Origin of the sequence: Candidatus Steffania adelgidicola (assembly GCF_020541225.1) — a bacterium.
Taxonomy (GTDB): Bacteria; Pseudomonadota; Gammaproteobacteria; order Enterobacterales; family Enterobacteriaceae; genus Steffania; species Steffania adelgidicola.
In genome coordinates, this window is record NZ_CP045889.1 from 967,559 (window position 1) to 990,318 (window position 22,760).

Genomic DNA, 22,760 nt, shown 5'->3' on the forward strand with positions numbered 1-22,760 from the left:
ACCTTAACCTACGGAGTTTTCAAGGCTGATCGACAGCAACTTTTGTGCTTCTACAGCAAACTCCAACGGTAGTTTAGAGAACACGTCTTTACAGAAACCGTTGACGATCATTGAAATTGCATCATCTTTACTTATGCCACGCTGACGACAATAAAATAACTGATCGTCACCGATACGCGAGGTAGTGGCTTCATGCTCTAGCTGTGCTGTGTTATTCCGCACTTCCACATAAGGGAACGTGTGTGCGCCGCATTCACTGCCGATCAGCATCGAATCGCATTGAGTGAAGTTTCGCGCATTAGTAGCGCTCGCCATAATTTTTACCAACCCACGATAAGTATTATCGCTCTGGCCAGCTGAAATTCCCTTCGAAATAATAGTCGAGTGGGTATTTTTACCAATATGGATCATCTTAGTGCCGGTATCAGCCTGCTGTTGCCCATTAGTCATTGCGACCGAAAAAAATTCCCCTACGGAATTATCACCGCGTAAAATCACACTGGGATACTTCCAGGTAATAGCTGAGCCAATTTCAGATTGAGTCCAGGACATTTTAGCATTCTCTCCCGCGCATAGAGCGCGCTTGGTAACAAAATTCAGAATCCCTCCTTTTGAGTCACTGCCTGGAAACCAATTTTGTACCGTTGAATACTTTACTTTAGCATCTTTCAGCACAATAACTTCTACCACAGCTGCATGTAGCTGATAGCTATCACGTATCGGTGCTGAGCAGCCCTCGATATAGCTAACATCGCTTCCTACATCCGCGATAAGCATAGTGCGTTCAAACTGACCAGTTTTAGCAGCGTTGATTCGAAAATAGGTCGATAACTCCATCGGGCAATGGATATTCTTAGGAATATAAATAAAAGTCCCATCAGAGGCAACGGCCGCATTAAGGGCAGCGAAGAAATTGTCGTTTTCGGGGACTACTTTACCTAAATATTGGCGCACCAATGTTGGGTATTTATGAATAGCTTCAATAAAAGAACAGAAAATTATACCCTGTTCTGAAAGTTTATCGCGATAAGTTGTTGAAACAGATACCGAATCAAAAATTGCATCCACCGCAACATTACTACCTTCGTGTACTGGTATTCCAAGTAAGTTAAACGCCTCTTCCACTTCATCAGTCAAATAATTTCTCCCTCCTTGAATCTTGGACTCTTGTTTAGCATTGATCAACGACTTATGGCTGTCATCGCAAACAGGGCAAGATGGAGCAGAATAGTAACTGTAGTTGTTATACTCGATTGGATGATAATGGGCTTTCAGCCAGTGGGGTTCGTCCATGTCTAACCATGCTCGATAGGCATTTAAACGAAACTCCAACATCCAATCTGGTTCATCGCGTTTTTCTGAAATAGCGCGCACCACATCTTCATTAATGCCATATGCCAGTTCTTCGGTTACTAGTTGGGTAACAAACCCCTCTTTATAATGCTTCATTTTTTATCCAGGGTTGACTGAGATCCATCGATTTAGGCGTATCAGTATTACTTAATATCATCATGTTTCATTGCTCAAAGGCTAAAACTTTCACCGCACCCGCAGGCGTGCTGAGCTTGAGGATTGTTGAATTTGAACATCTGATTAAGGCCTTCCTGTACATAGTCTACTTCTGTACCATCAATGAAAGGCATCGCTTTGAGCGGTATATAAATTCTAGCGTTACCATGCCCATAAACTCGCTCGCTTAACTCAACTTGGATAACCTTTTCAATTATATAGCAAAACCCTGCACAACCGGATGGTTTTACGCTAAGTCGCAACCCCAGCATATTGGGATCACTTTTTACCAGGCGAAGAATCTGCCGAGCGGCAGACTCTGTTAGTGTCAAGCCATGCCATATATTTTCCTCAGGGGAACATATCTTAACCGCATTCTCTACTTGCATCAGCCCTACCTCCTTAAAACCTCTGGATCTAAATTTATCAGCAAACCTAAAAACATTAATTAAGGCGGTCTTGTCATGTGTTTGAATAGGGGCATTTGATTTATACCATGCTGATTTTTTGATATATCAAAAAAAGTCTTTAAATATTAAAACTTTATGCTTGATGATTAAAGAAATCCTTCATAGAAACAAAGTTTCTTACTAGTCGAAACAATAGCTTGTGCCTCAGCTTTCTTGATTAAGTATATTTAATATTTTTAAATTCACTTATGGTAAAGATGAATATCTTTCGGTGAATTTGTATCGCAAACAATTGATTTATGTTTAATATCTATGAACTTTATAAGTTCAACGCTACATCTTGCAGCAATCTTAAACATTTTCTCCTCTCATGTTGACAAAAAAAATAAATTAGCTACAGATATATTTAGGTATCAGCGTGTAGTGAAAATCAATAAATAACAACAGTCAGTCATACATCTGATTTTTTTAAAAAAAACTGCTTGCTTTTCAAAGTAAGCAGTTTTGATACGCATCGCTGAATTTAATTGATATCATTCACTGATCGCCCATCTATTCTTGACGTCACATAACTAACTAAGCTCTTAAAGCTATATAAACCAGGTGTCCTGTGTCATACAAAAATCTTTTTCTTATTGAATCATTTGTATGCGATAATTAACTAAGGGTATATTACTATTTCACAGTATCATCATTATTTATTTTATAATAGGAAACGCTCACAAGGCGAATATTAAGCTCAATCATTTACTTTCCTACAACGCATTGCAAAGGTAACAAACATCAATTTAAATAATAACGTTAACCAACCAAGATCGAAGAATGGTTTTAAAAAACCCTTTTATCCTGGGTTTTGTAAAGATAAAAGCCGATCGACCTTATCGATGCGTTTCATGAGTTACAAGATACCAACTTAATAAATCTCATTAAAAGTCTAGATTAGATTCCAAACTTGGAGCATGGGAATTACATTCCGGATTATATAGTCAACCGTCGGTGCCTGGTCTAGTTAATACTAATACAGCACAAAAGAATATAATCTAGAGCATCATCCTATGATGTGGTATTTCTATAACCAAGCAAAAAAAATACTACTGAAACCAACCGCGCTTTAGCGGCCTGTAATAATGCTGCCTCTTCGTTAATAGTCCTCGACTATATTCCTGCTTAGCTGCTACTGTAAAAAAAACCAAGCGCCGAAGAATTCCATAACGACATCAGATGAAATAATCAGTAAAATACTATTTCTGGCTATTTACATTACATGTGGAACATTAAAGTGATATTCTCAATATATTATTTATATGATATTCACACTTATCTATATCAACGATATAATCGGAAATAAAATAGTGGTGCAAGTGGTTATAAAAGGGAGTGTCAGACCAGAAAAAGAAGCGAGCCGCATAATTGTGAATTATATCTCATCCGAAAAGAAAAAGCAGAGATCGTCGCAAGTAACATTTTAACGTTGCAGTTGTAAATCCGGGGCGTTATACAACTAACTCTTTTAAACCGGCGGCAGCACGCAATCCCTCAGCTTTATCAATCTTTTCCCATGGAAAATGTTCGCGTCCAAAATGCCCGTAGGCAGCGGTTTTTAAATAGATGGGTTTTAATAAATCCAGCATAGTAATGAGACCATAAGGACGTAAGTCGAAGACTTCGCGTACTAACGCGATCAGATTTTCTATAGGCATTTTTTCAGTACCAAAGGTTTCAATGGTAATAGAGGTAGGCTCCGCTACACCGATAGCGTAGGATATTTGAATCTCACAACGTTCAGCTAAACGGGCAGCGACGATATTTTTCGCTACATAGCGTGCAGCATAAGCCCCGGAACGATCAACTTTAGAGGGATCTTTACCAGAAAACGCACCACCACCATGGTGAGCCATACCACCGTAGGTATCAACAATAACTTTACGACCGGTGAGACCACAATCGCCCATCGGACCACCAACAACAAAACGGCCTGCTGGGTTAATAAAATACTTCGTTTGAGACGATAGCCATTCTGCAGGTAAAACTGGTTTAATAATTTCTTCTAACACCGCTTTCTTTAATTTCGGTAAAGTGATGTCTTCTGCATGTTGCGTCGATAGCACAACAGCATCGATACCAACCACTTTTCCACTGTCGTAAATAAAAGTCACCTGACTTTTAGCATCTGGACGAAGCCAAGGTAATATCTTGTTTTTACGGACTTCTGATTGACGTACCATTAACCGGTGTGCATAAATAATTGGCGCTGGCATAAGGACATCAGTTTCATTGGTAGCATAACCAAATATTAACCCTTGGTCGCCCGCACCTTGATCCAAGGGATCCGTGCGATTGACTCCCTGATTGATGTCTGGAGATTGTTTCCCAATGGCACTAAGTACGGCGCACGAATTAGCGTCAAATCCCATATCTGAATGAATATAACCAATCTCTCGAATAGTGCTTCTTGTCAATTCTTCAATATCTACCCAAGCGCTTGTGGTAATCTCACCACCGACTAAAACCATGCCGGTTTTAACATAAGTTTCACAAGCAACTCGAGCTTTTGAATCCTGCGCTAAAATCGCATCTAACAAAGCGTCTGAAATCTGGTCTGCGATTTTATCAGGATGTCCTTCTGAAACAGATTCAGATGTAAATAGCTGTTTACCCATGAGTCTTTTACCTTTCATACGGGTTAGAAATAACTAGATAACAATAAAAATGCTTTACGCATAATACCAAACACCCGGATAATAACAGAATGTATCATGCTGCACTCCCGGAAATACATCATTCACCAGTAAGTGCTAACTTAAATTTATGGATACTAGTAGTATGATTATATATCACCGAATGATTTTTCTCTGATGGTTACTCATTTTGAAACTAAATAACTTTAGTATAAAATATCGTTGATATTAATCAGTGGATTTAACACATCTCCTCTATCGGCTCTGTGTATTCTTTTCTTCCTCTATAATTTCCTGAATACTATAAAAAATCCATAAATAGGTTACCCAACCAGATAATTTAAAATCAATTCAAAATTTAATGAATTAGAATTAATAATAATTACATAAATGGTTAACTTGGTTTTGATTACGGAATCAAAATTCAAAAAAAATCTATATCACAGATAGATATATTTTTTAAAATTTTACTAGTCTCATTTATCTTAGATCAAAATAAAATAATATTTAGATATATTTTCTCTACCTGAAACCAGAATAAAATCATAGCTGATTAAACCAATAATAGACTTTCTGATGAAACCATACGATATTTTTCTTCTGGTAAAGATTAATCGAAGCTAATTTGGTGATGTTGAAATTGATGCGATTAGATATCGTGGTGATATGCTAGCAGCCTTACATCGCTACATCCCTAAGAAATAATTACGGAGATTGAAGTTTTTGCTATTGAGAAGCGAAATCAGGCGTGATTTATATCATCGCCTGATTTAGCAATGAATATTTATAAATTATTTGATATTGCATGAATATTGAATATTCCACTGAAATACTATATTCATTTAATGATATATCAAAATCATCTGCTGATAACTCTTTTTTAAAATTTATGATATACTGTAAAGTAAGAAGATTGATGGTCTATACGTAAAGAAACAATCTTCGCGGATTTTTTAACATACTGACTGCATCGAGAATAAATTCAATATTTTTGAAAACAAAAATAATATAGATAGTATATTATCCACATATAGTATTAAATAATAAAGACGGATGTAAATCGAGATAAAATAATTGTATTAAAGATCCTTATGCGAATGAACTGTTTAAAATAAATACAAATGTTGTTTGACAAAACATAACAATCTATTCTTACAAAGATATGTAAATCATAACGACAACATTTTATTTCCGTACCTATAAACAGCTGTTTAATCGAAGTTATACAACTTAAAAAAACGACATGATCTTTTTGGATATTGAGAACATTCTTAATACGTAATAGTCAATTAAGTAGCCACAGTAAATCGAGTAATTGATCCGCACTATCTAGGAGATCTAGATCTCCTGCGATTACAGACAAGCGCTACTGATGGCGTATCCATACCAACTACCGTTGGTATGGATTACCCTATGATCAGGATAATCTGTTTTACTAAAACATCTTAAATATTTAAACAACTAAAAGGCCTGATGTGTAGCATAGTTATGCCGGTGCTGTAACCTCTATACATTGGGCACGCTGGCGTAAAAAGTGATCCATTAGTACAATTGCCATCATAGCCTCGGCGATAGGCACCGCCCGAATCCCGACACAAGGATCGTGTCGACCACGAGTGATGATTTCTACTGCTTCGCCACGGCGGTTAACTGTCTGACCTGGCACCATGATACTAGATGTAGGCTTTAGGGCTATATGAACCAGAACTGACTGCCCGCTGCTGATACCACCAAGGATTCCACCAGCGTGATTACTTTTAAAGCCTGTAGGCGTTATCTCATCGCGGTTTTCGCTGCCTCGCTTACTGATTACCGAAAACCCATCCCCTATCTCCACCCCTTTCACTGCATTAATACTCATGAGTGCATGTGCCAGATCGGCATCGAGACGATCAAAAACTGGTTCACCTAAACCAGCAGGTAGATTTTCTACTACTACTGTTACCTGAGCGCCAATAGAATCTCCCGCTTTTTTAAGCGTACGCATTAGAAAATCTAGGTCTTTTAGACAATCAACATCAGGACAGAAAAATGCATTCTTTTCTACCTGCGTCCAATCCTTAAGTTCGCATCGGATATGACCCATCTTCGCTAAAAAACCCCGTATCTGTACACCACATTGCTGGGATAAATATTTCTTAGCAATAGCACCCGCAGCTACGCGTATTGCTGTCTCACGCGCCGATGAACGCCCGCCGCCGCGATAATCACGCCTTCCGTACTTCTTTTCATAACTATAATCAGCGTGACCGGGACGATAGAGATCCTTAATCGCACTATAATCCTGCGATCGCTGATCAGTATTCTCGATCATCAGTCCAATACTAGTGCCGGTAGTTACCCCCTCGAATACCCCAGAGAGGATCTTTACGCAATCTGGTTCGCTTCGTTGCGTGGTATAACGAGACCTGCCAGGCCGACGACGATCTAGATCGTGCTGTAGATCCTTCTCGCAAAGAAACATCCCTGGCGGCATGCCGTCAACTACGCCTCCTAACGCTGGACCGTGGGATTCACCAAAGGTGGTGACTCGGAACAATTGCCCAATACTGTTTCCTGCCATTGGATGCTCCTAATAGATAAGTGATTTGATTTTAATCACACCAACGAATTATACACAGAGTTTTTCTACTAATATCGATACATCTTCTCTTTACTTTTCTTTTCTCTCGCTTTTCTTCCATTAAGTTTTGAACTCATAAAGTTTTTGATATGAACTCTATAAGAGTATATTATTTTTTTTAAAAAAATTGATATTAAAACATGTACTATTTTTTAGTCTGCAATGGCTCTTTATAAAAGACTACTCTTCTATATAAAGAAGGTTTTAAGAGGAAATATTTAACATGAATAATAATGTCAACTGCCATTACTTGTGTGTTTTTTCTTACGATTAAGATATGCTAATAAAAACATATGAATCAAATATGTAACATGCTGCTTTAATTTTATCTGACAGCGTTCCTAATTCCGACTTGATTTGTTCTTGTTACTATCTAAATTAGACAAAATATGTCTTTATGGAAGAAAAGAAATACTCACATAATCTCTTTTATTTTTTAATAAAACGATTAAATAAAACAATTATATACTGAAATCCATTTACTCTATTTCTAATTCCTGTATCAATCATGGTCCCTTATGTTTATTTATAAAAACATAGTTCTGATAAAAACATTCGCGAACAAAAGAAAATGATAAGAGTTCTCAAAAGTTGGATACAGGAATCTTTTAAGATTTCATTGGCTATTTCTAAGAAAGAAATATTTATGGAATAATAGATTTTTCTTGTTTCCTATGATTTATACAATACAGTGCTTAACATAACATGAGGTTTTCATTAAAAAACGGATTTTTTCTTCTTAAAGAGATTTAAATAATTTTCATTAAACTGCCACTATTTAATATAGTGATGAACTCAGCTGTTTTTGAAAATAAAGAAGAGAATGCAAAAATCAACGCATAAAATTTTTAAACCCGGGTGGTTTTTTATCTAGCTACAAAATAGCCACCACCATATTGTACATACATCCTGATTATGGTTTTTATAAAAAATCACTTTAGTGATATCTTATAAACTGTTAATCAATCGCAGTATTCAATACCGATTGCAGAACCAAATACATCTATAATATATAATCTCAAACTCTTTATGAAAAAGAGTTTTATTATACATATTTCTCAATACCAAGAGTATTGAGTTCTATCCAGAATCGACCTAATTAATATATCCCTAAACCTCACTGTTATACTGTCAACATTTTCTCAATATTTATTGGGAATCCCTAGTAAAGGTCATCAAAGAAGCGGGATGAATTTAACATGGCCTGAATGTGTTCGTGAGGATTATAGAGGTATTGAATATATTGATATATAATTCAATAAAGTCATATCATCAAGTTATATTTTAACATTAGTGAAAAATGTTTTGTCTATGTTTAAATAACAGAAATATTCTTCTGTTAAGTATTTTGTTCCTTAATTTAATGATTTCTACTTTATTTTCTATACAAATTATTTTTCATCTCTAAGTCAACAACTTTCAATCCACCTCCTCGTGTATCATCAGGAGGATATATAAATATTATTTATTCAAAAATACCCGTAATGGAGTCAAATCTTTTTCTTTATAGAAAAATAGAATAGATTTCTAAATAGAAAATATAATTTTTATAAATATAAACCATTGGGTGCATATTCACTAATATTAATTCAACGTTATTTATGAGCAAGTAATTTTAAAAATTAAAATACTTAGTTAAGATTTACATGGATTGTTCATTTTTCTTAAAAAAGATGTTTTAAGTATTTTTCATCTATCTATAGCACTAGACAATTAAATTGTTATTAAACTGACAGACATACTGAGCTCTATAATCTGACTTTAATTCATTACTATAAAAAGATATAGCAGCGCTATTGCACTATATGAAAAAATCTAGAGTTACGACTCAATCTTTTTAACACTGATAATGCTTGCGATACCACTCTACAAAACATTTTATCCCTTCTTTTATCGATGTCTTTGGTTTATAACCAATCACGCGATATACAGCTTGCATATCTGCACTAGTTTCCAACATATCACTAGGATCCATCGGCAAAAAATTTTGCTCTGCCTTGATATCCAGTGCGTCTTCTAAAGCTCCAATATAATCCATTAGTTTTACTGGCTGACTATTGCCAATATTATAGATGCGATAAGGTGCTGAACTTGCTCCAAGCGACCCGGTTTCTACAGTCCACCCAGCATCTGAAGATGGAATAATATCTTGGAGACCAATAATCGTTTCAACAACATCATCAATGAATGTAAAATCACGCAGCATTTCACCACTATTGTAGATATCAATCTGCTCACCATTCAGTATCGCCCGGGTGAATTTAAATAACGCCATGTCTGGGCGTCCCCAGGGGCCGTAAACACTAAAAAATCGTAGTCCAGTTGTTGGCAACCGATATAGATGTGAATAGGTATGCGCCATCAGCTCATTAGCTTTTTTAGTAGCAGCATATAGAGACACCGGATGATTGGCCGTGTCATCCGTAGAAAAAGGTAAGTTACGATGAAGACCGTAGACCGAACTAGATGAGGCATACAATAGATGCGCTACCTGATTCTTCCTGCATCCCTCAAGAACATTAAGATAACCAATTAAATTTGCTTCAGCGTAAGTAAGCGGATTTTTTAGCGAGTGACGTACACCAACCTGTGCCCCAAGATGAATGACTCGCTCCACTTCTTCCCCAGAAAAAAAGCTAGAAATACCTTGATGATCTGCCAAATCAAGCTTGTGAAAGGAGAAAGTCTCATAGTCCAGAAGACCCTTCAGACGGTCTTTCTTCAACGATACATCATAATAATCGCTTAAGTTATCAATACCCATCACTTGATGACCATCCGCAAGCAAACGCCTGCTAACATGGTAGCCGATAAACCCAGCTGCGCCAGTAACTAAAAATTTCATTGCGGTCTCTCATTCATAAGAAGCAACTCGTCATGTAGAAAATATCCATTAAGCATTATTCATATAAAATATGTATCCTTTATCGTCTACAAAAACTTTCACGCTCTTAACTTAGATAAAATAATTACACGTGAAGAACCAAATATCATTTAATGATGTCATTATGTATCAATTATAATTAGGCGAAACAGATAACTATATCCATCAAACCTTTTTAGAATCATATTTCTCGCCTGGTAGATAGGTGTTTATAACAAACTAATTATCCTGGAAGAATGGTATAAAGCTTTATTATTATTTTTGGCGCAATCAAAATACTTGACAAAAAAATATCATCAGCATCGTTCAGAATTTTCAGTTAGTCAAAAAATCAGCGACTTATTTTACGACTTCATAGAATATTTCTTGCCTTTTGTTTATCCGAAAGCTTAGACAAATCTGATCAAGATTGATATACTTCCCACACTAAATCACTAACAATAATGTGAGTCTATTGAATAGATTAAACCATCAAAAAACTTGGGTTATATATTAGTTCGTATTTTACATGAATCAAGTGAATTACATCAATTCTGTAATGAAGATTTATTCCTGAGGTATCCCACCTGTAAAATCCTCGTTTTACTTCCGGTAAGTAACCAGCCTACATCTAGATTCGAAAAAATTAACCTCACATCTTTATAGATAACATCGTTAAAGTCTCTCTAAAATAATAATTTACTAGCACTGATAAGTATACTTAAGACTTCGAACTCGTTACATACCATTAATACAGTAAATCTTCTTATCTTCTTTGTAAGAAGAACCACAGATAAGCATAAATATTATTAAAAATATTTAGTATTAATGATTTTAATTGTTTCTATTCAAATATCCGACATATTCACATATGTTAAAAATATCACAATACTCTTTTTGTAGATATAGCGCAAAATCGTGGTAGATTGTATCTGTTACATGAATACAAAATTAAAAAATAATTAAAAAACAATACCGTTCGGACTATCTTTACTGAGTTTTCCCCTTGCGATTGTTCGCAATACGAACAAAGTGATAGAAAAGAACTGCTAGAGCATTTTATTAAACTCTAAAAACAATCGACTAGGAAAGGATATACATTTTACTAACACTCTGAAAATTTTTAAGATAAAATAGTATTGCTGCTGCTAACAGCAAAAAAACTTTAGTCAATTAATTGCAATAGGATAAGAATAGTATATAATACAGATATTCTTTTTATTCTGGTAATATACAAAATTGTATTTTTCGCTCTCTAACTCATAGAGGAGACATCAGCTATGTTTCAATCCATAAAAACAAATTATGCACTTAAACCTATCTTATTAAAATTCATGTTGTTAAATAGATAACGCTCAAGTTGTAATTATGGTCTTCTCTTTAATAGAAAGAAGCTGAATCAGGTTTTATGGTACGTCTTCGAATCCGTTTAATGTTAAATTAAACGCGGATTTCTTTATCTTGTTATCCAAGATACCGTCTGGCTTAATCGTTAAATAATGAAAAAGAATATCATCTCTGCCTTTATCTGAAAGGATACCACTAAAACCTATCAGATACTTTAACCAATTGACTTTCCTTTGTTTCTATATATCCACATCATTCGCTAATGAGTATTTTACCTGATAAAAATCATCAATATTAAAAAAACTCCTTACTAAGATCGTGATATACTTTATATTTTGGGATGATGGTCATACGACTCCATATCTCAAGAGATACCCAATAACGTTATGGAATCTTAAATTCATCAATATTTTCACCGATTCTTCCTTAAACAGTTTCTAGTAACTCCGGAAAAAGTCTTGATCTTTAATCGGTTCTTATTATTCCTCATTGGAGGATAAAGGAAAAACACTTTTAAAAAAATACCAGTAATTTACTGTTCACACAAGATCACAAAAAAGCAAATGATAGACTGGATATATGCTATCTCACTCAAGAACAGATGCCATCCACAATGAAATTCTTGCCGATATACAAAGCAATATTTATTAAAGACAACTGCATCTCCATAGCGTTTGTTATCAACATACTCTTTCGTTCTTTTCTTATAAAATCAAATGTAGAAATGGCCTACTCTAAAGAAAAACAGCCAAAACGTCTACAATATCCCATCGTTTTATTTCCTAGCAACACCTAAAACAGTAATCAATTTATTGAGAGAAGAAATCCTTCTTATCTAAAATTGAAACTTATTTCAACTATGTTTTTTTAGTAAAGCACATGAGCGTCGTGATACATGTGTAACCCTAAAAAAATTTCTTTTTCTGGAGTTAAACGCTCATGAGTACTCAAAACCCACACCGTTTATCGAGTATATTTTTCTTAAAAATCAGAAATGTTGATTACACCAAATAGATAAACTTTAGTCTTAGGTAATTATGCAACAGCTTGAAATCTTCCATATCCAATCGTCCGGATAACGAGAAAGAGATCTAACAGCAATATTAAAATATCAACTTTTTGGGATACGATATACTAAGCAAGTTTTTTTATATCAACCATAATATTCTCTGTTAGACACAGTTAATTCTGTTTTCCACAAAATCTATAAAAAGTAGATTCCAATACCAGATTTCAAACACAAGAAAAAACAACACCCCCCCCGCTAGAAAACCACATTAAAACTTTAGTGATAACCTTCATTAACAGTGAATACTGAGTCCATCAACTAGCTAATGAACCGGTACTAGAAAAAAATGAAATATGCAGAATCTAAGAAAATCCAAAAAAATCTAACCAAGGTGATTTTTTGAGTTGCAGTACAGGTACTATACTCAAAATCAAAGTGATTCTATTGTTTTATCGAAAGACTCCAGCGTATGCTGTTCCAGCTTATCCCTCTCTTTAATAATTCCAAATATAGAGAACCATCTATCCGTTTAATTTTAGATGATCTATCAATATTCGTTCCTGTCCAAAGATGCGAAGGCACGTATAGGATTACTTTCATATAGTGAAAATCGATAATCAAAACAGATCCAAGATTAGTAAAAGCCAACCGAAATAAATCAAGGAAAAACAAAATAAAATATAAGTGCTAACAGATTTATGGCTGAAATAACGAGGATGCGAATTTTCCAGGCCTGACATTGAAATCAAGAGGCGAGTAATCTTTAAGCATGCGATAAGAAAAAGTTCAAGTACCGGATGATAGAGTCATGACTTCTCTTTAGATATTGTGAAAAATAAAAAAATCGGCAAGATCCCAGTATAAAGTAAATAATTTTATATTATACCGACGATAATTATCGCAGGAACCAGCCGAAATAAAATACTTCGACAATCTTATCGACTGCGAAAAACAATACGACCTTTGCTTAGATCATAAGGAGTTAGCTCAACAGTGACCTTATCGCCTGTCAGGATCCGGATATAGTTCTTCCGCATTTTACCAGAGATATGTGCAGTTATTGCATGTCCGTTTTCTAATTCCACGCGAAACATGGTATTAGGTAGCGTGTCTAGTACGGTGCCTTGCATTTCAATATTATCTTCTTTAACCATCGCATCCTCTAAGTTTGAATATCACCGTGTCAAACGGGAACGTTAAAGATAATGCCGAAAAACCCTCTTTATGTAAAGAAATGATAAAGCAAACCCCATCCTCTCTTCCTTTATAACTAGGAAACACAATAAAGATATCTAACAGTTTTGAGTAATCTCTAACTCATATTTAATATATAGAAGGATTCCTTCTTAATCATTATATATCGCGTTCTATAATGAGATAACACTCACTCTTAAAATCAGAGTGGACTGTAGATAAGTTAGGAGCCTAAACTTATTAGAGCTACGTATAAGTAGATAAATGAAGTAATGGCTAATAAATAATTACGATATAATTACATTCAAAATCACAGTTTTTTCCTATTGCTTGCACCCTATTAAAAATACATAAATATATAGTATTTTACACTAATGCCACGTAAATCTTCACATGGCTATCTTTCTTAATGAAGTATAGCCTACAATTTTCATTAACCAGTAATAGAGCATCCAAAGGAATGGAAAGACTCTTTTATTGGCTTTTAATACCTCCTCCCCACAGAGGAATATTCATTCACCAATTTATAGTAAAAATTTATATAAATAGTCTTAAGATCTATCATTGAGCTCATTTTAGAGGAATGGGATAATAGCTTGTAATTACATTATAGTAATATGTTTAGCGCCATCATTAAATATAGATTTAATTATTGTTACACGATAAAGGTTGAAACAGTATTAGTGAAAAATACTTAATACTTTTAGTTTGACTGTACTAAGCACCGGAAGTGATCCGGACGCAATCCTAAAAGCCATAGCATGGTTAAATAGACAACCATCCCTATCACTACTACGGCGAGTAAATATACGAGCATACTATCCTGCGCCCATTCTGGCATCACTCTGAGTAATCCAATCAATACTCCCGCCATAATCATAACTGCTAGAAAGAGTCGACAAAAAAAACCAAACCAACCTGGTTGCGGATAAAACAGTTTTTTCCGTCGAAGTTGCCAATATAACAAACTAGCATTAAGGCAAGCAGCTAGGCCAATAGAGAGCGACAAACCAGCATGTTGTAGTGGACCAATAAAAAGTAGATTCATGACTTGTGTCATACACAAGGTAATTATCGCGGCACGTACTGGCGTTTTAATGTCCTGACGCGAGTAGAATCCAGGCGCTAATACTTTTACCAAGATTAAACCAACCAGGCCAACTGAATAGGTCATGACTGCTTTCTGCGTCATCAAAGCATCAAACGAGGAAAACTTCCCGTGCTGAAACAATGCTACAGTTAAGGGGTGTGCTAAAATAATAAGCGCTGCCATACTGGGCAAGGCTAACATAAAGCATAATCGCAGCCCCCAATCCAATAAACGGGAGTACTCATCATGATTACCGCGGTTAAAACTACGGGATAGCGAAGGCAGCAAAATGGTTCCCAATGCCACTCCGAAAACCCCAGAAGGCAATTCTATCAAACGGTCAGCATAATACATCCAAGACACTGAACCGGATACTAAAAAAGAAGCGAAAATAGTATTGATTACTAAAGAAATCTGACTAACAGATACACCTAGAAGTGCCGGTCCCATCTGTTGCAATACTCGCCAAATACCCACATTCTTTAGCTGTATTCTTGGCAGAACGAGCATGCCGATTTTCTTTAAATGTGGTAATTGATAAACGAGCTGCATGAAACCGCCTGCCACTACTGCCCAGGCGAGTGTTATAACCGGCGGATGAAATAAGGGGGCACCAAGTAGAGTGAAACCAATCATGCTGATGTTAAGCAACGTTGGTGCAAAGGCTGGTACTGAAAAACAGTTCCAGGTATTCAGGACTGCACCTGCTAACGAGGTGAGCGAAATCAAAAGGATATAGGGAAACGTAATACGTAAAAGTTCTGTCGTTAAAGCGAATTGCGATGGCGTATCCGTAAATCCAGGCGCGGTGATCATTATAATCCAAGGTGCCGCCAACATACCAGCCATAGTGATTAACGCTAGCACCAATGTTAGTAACCCAGCGATACCAGCGAGAAACCTGCGCGTTTCTTCATCTTCTCTACAGCTCTTGTATTCCGATAAAATCGGCACAAACGCTTGTGAAAAAGCACCCTCGGCAAAAATGCGTCGCAGCAAATTTGGGATTTTAAAGGCTATAAAAAAAGCATCACTTGCCATACCAGCCCCAAATGCTCTTGCCATGATAGTATCACGGATAAACCCTAATATACGAGAAAAAAAAGTCATAGTGCTGACTGCCGTCAGCACTTTTAATAAATTCATAGTGTTATTTTTTGCTTCTACCAGATTTCTACCCACCTAAAGTAAATATATCTCTCTAGTAGTCTTAAGACTACTAGAGAGCACTAGTATACCCTGTTCAAAAATAATCGCTAATATAACCTTGTGATATATCACCCAGACTATCATCCAAAATGTTATTACATAATTAGGATGGGTAATCAGTCTCTAGACATCCCATATGTAATATGGTTATTTAAATCAGATTTTCTATCGAAGAAATCTGATTAATTTTAGGTGTATTTTGATATCCATATAGAAAGATAAAAAGAGAGTATCTAAGATACGATGTAACAATTCTCTACTTGCTTTGTATCTTTACCCTAGTGAGGAAAAAGGTAAAAGCATAATCTTTTACCAAATAATAATGCTATTCACTACTAACTATTAACTATTAACTATTAACTATTAACTATTAACTATTAACTATTAACTATTAACCATTAACTATTAAAATCCATTTAATCAAATATTGATATATCATTTAACTTCAGATATACAGTATATATCTTAAAAATATTTAGATTATTTTTATTATCGAGACGCTTAAATGAGTATCAATTTGATAATGATCAATACAACATCCGTTGTTTAAAGTATAGAAACACTATATAAAACTTCTAAAGTGGCGTAAGCATCCCTTTAATTTTATTAAAACAAAATACTCATAACAAAATATATTCTACCGAAGAATAAAATAAAAAATGGATTTCGTGCTGAAAAAGATATCTCTCGCTTCTTATTTGAATTTTATGATTATGTAATTAAAGATACTTATCTTAATGATACTTGGTAAAAGTGTTATGTAGAATACAATATTTATCTAGCTAAATAATTTGTACACTATCACATACTATTGTTAATCAATCTAAATCAAGAATGCTTTACTATATACACATCTTTTATATTCTTCAGGTCATGAATAAAGTTTAATCCCTACTCTAGTAAGAGTTTATTATAGCCTAAAGACTTAAAATAGAATATCCTTTACGTAACAGATAACTATTTTTTCGATTTTCCAGTATCCTACTCGATACCTCATATAATTTTGTATATAAAGAATATACAGAGAAATACAATCGAAGATATTTAGTATTAATCAATAAAAATTGCATCTGCTTTTAATAAAGTAGCTTACTCTATCAAGAGTAAAAATTTTTAGTAGTACTGAATCAAGACTTTGTAAAAACAGAAAATATCAAAATCATTCTTACTTATTATCCAACTCTCCTTCTCTAGGTTAAAATATGCTTGTTTTCTATGGAATAGAAATGCAATCATCCCCTTAAAACACTGTGCCTATTTTTATAATGAAGTAAGCTTTTAGATCTTGTTCCAAATCTTTTTCTAGCCTGTAGCTGATAATTTTACCTTTATATAGTTGCTCTAATAAGAGATATATTTTAAATTTATATCAATTAACTTAACTGTATCTTAGTCGTTGTATCCTTTATTCGTAATACCATCATTTAGATCTACAGTAAAATAAATCACTTACATAAAAAACATGATTCAAATTTAATCGTTTTACATCTTGATAAGAAAAGTTCAAAATAGAACATTTAGTTTAATAACTCTATTATCATAATGTCTATAATAATGTCTTTGCTATTTTTTCTGGCTAAAAACTACTTTATTACTTTTTTCTGCTAAAAAATACTGCTATTATACTCAGAATTCTATTGCTAATAGACAATAGATGTTTGAGTGTCATTTTTTAAAAAATTTCTTGACAAGAATAAACAAGCCCTTTCCTTAACCTTTAAATTATTAAATATTAAATTTTAGGAGTGAAACCTTGGCTAATATCAGATCTGCTAAAAAACGTGCTCTACAGTCTGAAAAGCGTCGTCAACATAATACAAGTCGGCGCTCTATGATGCGAACCTTTGTCAAAAAGGTTCATACTGCTATTGCTACCGGTAATAAAGAAGCAGCGCAGAATGCCTTCTTTGTCATGCAACCAATTGTGGACCGTCAAGCCAGTAACGGGTTAATTCACAAAAATAAAGCAGCGCGCTATAAATCAAATCTCACTGCAAAAATCAACGCTATGCAGTAATTTCTGCCATCTCGATCTAACCTAAAAACTCTTTTAAATCGCTGCCAAATTAACTAGATTCTTTAACCCAGACAATATATGTAAATCAACGAGTGCTTGTATAGAAGAAAAATGATATTTTTTACTTTTAGTTCATTTCAACAGCTCCAATTTTAAAAAAAAGTGGGATTTTTTGTATCCATTAGTCGAAATGAGCAACGATAAATCTCACTTATAAAGTGAATAGTTCACTAAACCAGATAAAATCACGATGGGCTTTATCTTTTTCACTTCAACTATGATTTTCTTTTTTTGTACGATAGTCCATACTAGTTCTGGATAAAACCAGTATTACATACTCATCCTGATCCTTGCCGTTTTTTCTTCTAGGCTAATAGCCCTTAACTAGAAAAAGCGGTAAAGATAAATATGAAAGAAATAATTCTTCACTTTAAACCTGTCGCTTAATCGTTTCCACGATTATTTCATTTATCATTAAAGAATATATAGTATGGGTAACCTTTTTTCTAAAAATTTTATTAGGTGTTAGCCGTTTAGGCAAAGAATATAGCATAACATCTTTTACTAGTTCTCAACCCTACGCCAGCATCAACTCTATCTGTTCTTAAATTCTCTTCGCTAAGGTTATTCAGATAAACACAATATCCTCCCCCCATCATCCTTAAATAGACAGTATTGTCTCAACATCAATCAAGCCGGTATGATCATCAGGACAACACCTTAGCGTAAAAATGTCTATACCGTTTATAGCATGCTTATTATGCACGAGCCATGTATTGAATGAATAGATCTGCTCAGCAGCTTGTACTAAAAAAACTCATGCTATAAATAGTTTTTACTAAAAACACACAACTACAACAAGAACACAATGCTAAAACCCCTAGTCAAGCTACTTAGTCAAAACAACGGCACTATTAAAGTTCATGACATAAACATAAATTTTAATAGTGTTGACCTAATCGCTTCTAGCTTACACAACTGCGTGTCCGTCAGCGGTAAGAAAAAAAACTCATCGCAAGATCAAAACAGCTAACTTTACACTTTATCTAAAATAAGTGTCGTATTAGCAGCATTATAGTCAACCTAGCGACATTAAAACATCATTCATATAACATGCTGCAATCTTTGAAAAACTGTTTTGTATTTAATACTAATTAGAGATGCATATGAAACAGAAAAACAACATCTTGTTTTTTTTCGACTAGGCCGAGTAAATTCCAGCAAAGAATGGTAGGACACATCGCACTTATCGTTTTGATCTTCCTATCTTTTATGATAAATAAACGCGGAAATATATAGTTGTTAATAACAACTATATATATTTTACAGTATATAATGATCCTGCCCGTGTGGTGTGTGATTTTGAAGAAAATAGTTTTATTATTTAAATAGCCAAGCTAAGTATGTAAATACAAATGATATTGATTTTGAAGTGGAAACGCTTGTTGACTATTATGTAATAAATCAGTTTAATTTAACCACTCTCAATAGGTTATACATTCCTCATATAGGAATGTTCTCTACGAGAACCATCTTGTTAATTACTCCTATAGCATCTGTATACCAATCAGTAAAAATATAAGGAAAAGATACTCATCTTGCTTTTTAAATAAGATCAAATAAGCATCAAGAGTACCCTATTTACTGAAGTAATATTATGATATTATCGGGCGAATAGATCATCTCGCTTATAACTTAAACTTAAGGAGAGCATCTAAACTCCGAAAAGAGATTCTATATCGCACGATATTTCTCATATTTCATATTTTTCTTCTATCCATGCATTCTAATATAAACTAAGCTTGGGTATATATAGGCTAGTAATCTAGAAAAGTTCTTAAACATCGATACTCGATTGTTAAATATAATAGCTTTTATCTTATTACTTAGATTATTGTTTAAGGTATATAATACCTTTACTATTTATAAAAATAAATGGTTACACATGCATACTTGCATGTAAGTTGCTTTAATATTATCTTGAGCTTATATGGTACTTTGATAACCTAACGACCAATATCTGTTTTAGTTATCTCAATTTAAGGATTCCAACGGTATTTTAAATAGTCTACCGCAGTGGCAGTCTGTGGCTGGGTGAGATAAGCTTCCCTAAATAGAATGGTTCCGCTTATCTCTGGTAACTTATCGTTAAAATCTAATTCTCTCCTTAACTCTAACACTCCATTTTCTAACCCCCAATCCGGTTCAGATTTTGTAGGGTTTCCTATTTTATATAGCGCAATACCAATATAAAGCTGAGTATCGGTATCGCGCACAACCTCAGACCACCATTTTGCTAACACATCATATCTGACTTTCTTGTGCTTTACAGGCCAATACAACTGCGGGGCAACATAGTCTATAAGTCCATTTTTTACCCACTGCCTAATATCTGCATAAGCGGTATCGTATGCAGCCCCCCCCCCTTCAGTAGCTGAACCCCGTGGATCATCTGCTATGTTACGCCATATCCCGTTAGGGCTAATACCAAACTTAATATTCGCGTTAAGGGATTTTATTACGTGATATACCTGCTGCACCATGCACAATGTATTGCTGCGGCGCCAATCAGCTTTTTCAGTAAAACCTTGTCCATATTGATGATATGTAGCATCATCATCCAACTGAGAGTTTTTACTTTCATCATAAAAATAATCATCAAACTGAATCCCATCAACTTGATAATTATTGATTAGTTCCCTAACTATGTTTGTAATCCAATTTCGAACATCTGGCAGTCCCGGATCCAGAACGTAATGGCTACGAGCTATCCGGATCCAGTCAGGATGCAATGAGAAAACGCTCGCGGGTGATACACCAAGCATTACATGGAGTCTTAAAGAGGTTTTTAAGTGCGTATTTAGAGTAACTCGATATGGATTGAGCCACGCATGTATTTTTAGACCTCTTTTATGCGCTTCTTCAAGAATAAATTCTAAAGGATCATAGCCCGGGTCCTGACCTGCTATTCCTGTTAGAACCTCAGACCAGGGTAAAATCGCAGAGTGATACAGAACATTACCATCGGGTTTGACCTGAAAAAAAACTGTATTAATCCCTAATCTTACTAGATTATCCAACTTAGCTACCAACTCTTTTTTCTGCAATCGAATCCGCAAAACATCATTTTTTGCATCAAGACTAGAGATTGAAGGCCAATCAAGCCCATAAAGAGTAGTTAACCAGACACCACGAACATCAAGTTCCTGAGACTTATTAGTTGAAAACGGCGCTAACTCTATCGATCGTTCATGCTTAGCACCTAGCAAAAACCCCAAGCAGAATAATACTAGCATGATGCTACGTACCATTTTATTATAACGCAGATCTATTCTCCTCTAAATAAACACATAACGCACTGATTATTAAGTTTTCTATGTAAAGATTTCGAAATATTGTTCCCTCATCATCACAGCTAACTTTACATATTTTTGAGATGTAATAAGAGTATGATACTTAGCTATACATCTTAATAAGAGAAAAACAGAAAATATTTTCTACACCAATTCTACACTAATTAATAGGGATAAGAGCATGGCCGCTACGAAACTTATTGTCACCCCCAAGCATATCCCTAAAGATAATCGTATTTATTTTCAAGTCATTTATGTTAAAATTTTTAGGCTTCTATTGACTTTAATAAAGTTATTACGATCTGATAATAATCAAATCTTTGCTTAATCGCAAAGAGAAAGATTTTCTCACAGTATCATCTTAAGTACTGAATAATACTTCAGTTAACACATCTTTTATATACCTATATACATTGCTAGATTATATTTTTCCTTTTGGGATATTACAATGAACTAATACATTGCTTGCTACAAAATGTAGACATTAACTAAGGAAAGTGCATATTTCCTTTCTCCATAAAAATGCGCTTGCTTGGAAAAAGCAAAAGTCTATAATTGTTTTTTGATTATTGTTTATTAGCACTTAACGTATAGTTATAAACACATGTAAAAACTCATTATGAATTATTCATCCTCTTCACTTTATCACCAGGGATTAACAGTGATTATATTATATAATCTACGCGTACACATTTTTCATTAAGCAATGCTTGATTATGCTATTATATATTTTATACTGTAGACATAATATTTTCTCATGTATTTCACAAAAAATTCTCACTCTCTGATTCAGTAATCAGCACTTTCATCTGAATTCTCATATAAAAAAGCATCCCCATTTAGATTAAACTACTACTTAATTATCAAAAGATTACTGACAGATATCAGTATTCGTCCCTAACGCTTACATCTAAAAGATAGCATAGGATTGTATCCTAAAAACACCCACTCTCTAAAATTGATCATGTTGTTACCATTCACAAAACATTCATTGATCACTCCTATCGCCCTGAGCAAAAGCAAATAAAAGATTATAACTGATCTGACGTGCAACCTTGATATTGGGCGTCATCACTTCATGCTTGTATCGACAAAGCATGATAGTATCTTACTTAACTAGATTTTTAATAGGCATTCTTTTATAAAGAAGATTGATAGATAAAAATTAATCGAATAATCAAGGCATATATTTATGCCTTAAATATAGCAAAAATTAGCTCTTGATTCAAAAATTCTAATGAATATTGATATTTTTATCAAATAGTAAACTTATTTAGCAGAAATATGATTGCTTACTCACTATCTACTAGTTTAGTAGATAGTGCTGAATCCATCCATATTAAATCACACTAAAGTCAACATAATCCTATCTTAGGTAACAGGATCCTATCCTTATCTTTTAACACTTATGCTTAATGATTATTATAGAAGCATAGGAGACTAGTCTTATTTGTTTTA

General features: G+C 34.4%; 9 protein-coding genes. 1 reads left to right on the top strand and 8 read right to left on the bottom strand.

Going from position 1 to position 22,760, the window contains the following annotated elements:
- Positions 1–3 precede the first annotated feature (3 nt).
- The 7 genes from sufB to murJ form a co-directional block, all read right to left on the bottom strand.
- Positions 4–1,449, bottom strand: coding sequence for a Fe-S cluster assembly protein SufB (gene sufB, locus GFK82_RS02750; RefSeq protein ID WP_226810406.1), 1,446 nt, complete (start codon positions 1,447–1,449; stop codon positions 4–6).
- A gap of 74 nt (positions 1,450–1,523) precedes the next feature.
- Positions 1,524–1,898 carry a Fe-S cluster assembly scaffold SufA gene (sufA, locus tag GFK82_RS02755; protein WP_226810407.1) on the bottom strand — a complete coding sequence of 125 codons (375 nt, stop codon included), beginning with the start codon at positions 1,896–1,898 and terminating at the stop codon, positions 1,524–1,526.
- 1,514 nt (positions 1,899–3,412) lie between these two features.
- The gene (gene metK, locus GFK82_RS02760) at positions 3,413–4,579 is read right to left on the bottom strand and encodes a methionine adenosyltransferase (RefSeq protein ID WP_226810408.1); all 1,167 of its coding nucleotides are present in this window, start codon (positions 4,577–4,579) and stop codon (positions 3,413–3,415) included.
- 1,504 nt (positions 4,580–6,083) lie between these two features.
- On the bottom strand, positions 6,084–7,160 hold the full coding sequence (gene aroC, locus GFK82_RS02765) for a chorismate synthase (RefSeq protein ID WP_226810409.1): 1,077 nt from the start codon (positions 7,158–7,160) through the stop codon (positions 6,084–6,086).
- A 1,897-nt stretch (positions 7,161–9,057) separates the two neighbouring features.
- On the bottom strand, positions 9,058–10,065 hold the full coding sequence (locus GFK82_RS02770; RefSeq protein ID WP_226810410.1) for an NAD-dependent epimerase: 1,008 nt from the start codon (positions 10,063–10,065) through the stop codon (positions 9,058–9,060).
- A 3,309-nt stretch (positions 10,066–13,374) separates the two neighbouring features.
- Positions 13,375–13,593, bottom strand: coding sequence for a translation initiation factor IF-1 (gene infA, locus GFK82_RS02775; RefSeq protein WP_226810411.1), 219 nt, complete (start codon positions 13,591–13,593; stop codon positions 13,375–13,377).
- Between the two features lie 743 nt (positions 13,594–14,336).
- On the bottom strand, positions 14,337–15,869 hold the full coding sequence (gene murJ / locus GFK82_RS02780; protein WP_226811290.1) for a murein biosynthesis integral membrane protein MurJ: 1,533 nt from the start codon (positions 15,867–15,869) through the stop codon (positions 14,337–14,339).
- Between the two features lie 1,816 nt (positions 15,870–17,685).
- On the opposite strand from murJ, the gene rpsT reads away from it, so the two are divergent.
- Complete coding sequence (gene rpsT, locus GFK82_RS02785; RefSeq protein ID WP_226810412.1) at positions 17,686–17,949, top strand: 30S ribosomal protein S20; 264 nt, start codon at positions 17,686–17,688, stop codon at positions 17,947–17,949.
- A 2,039-nt stretch (positions 17,950–19,988) separates the two neighbouring features.
- On the opposite strand, the gene GFK82_RS02790 is transcribed toward rpsT, so the two are convergent.
- The gene (locus GFK82_RS02790; protein WP_226810413.1) at positions 19,989–21,245 is read right to left on the bottom strand and encodes a glycoside hydrolase family 10-like protein; all 1,257 of its coding nucleotides are present in this window, start codon (positions 21,243–21,245) and stop codon (positions 19,989–19,991) included.
- Between the last annotated feature and the right edge of the window lie 1,515 nt (positions 21,246–22,760).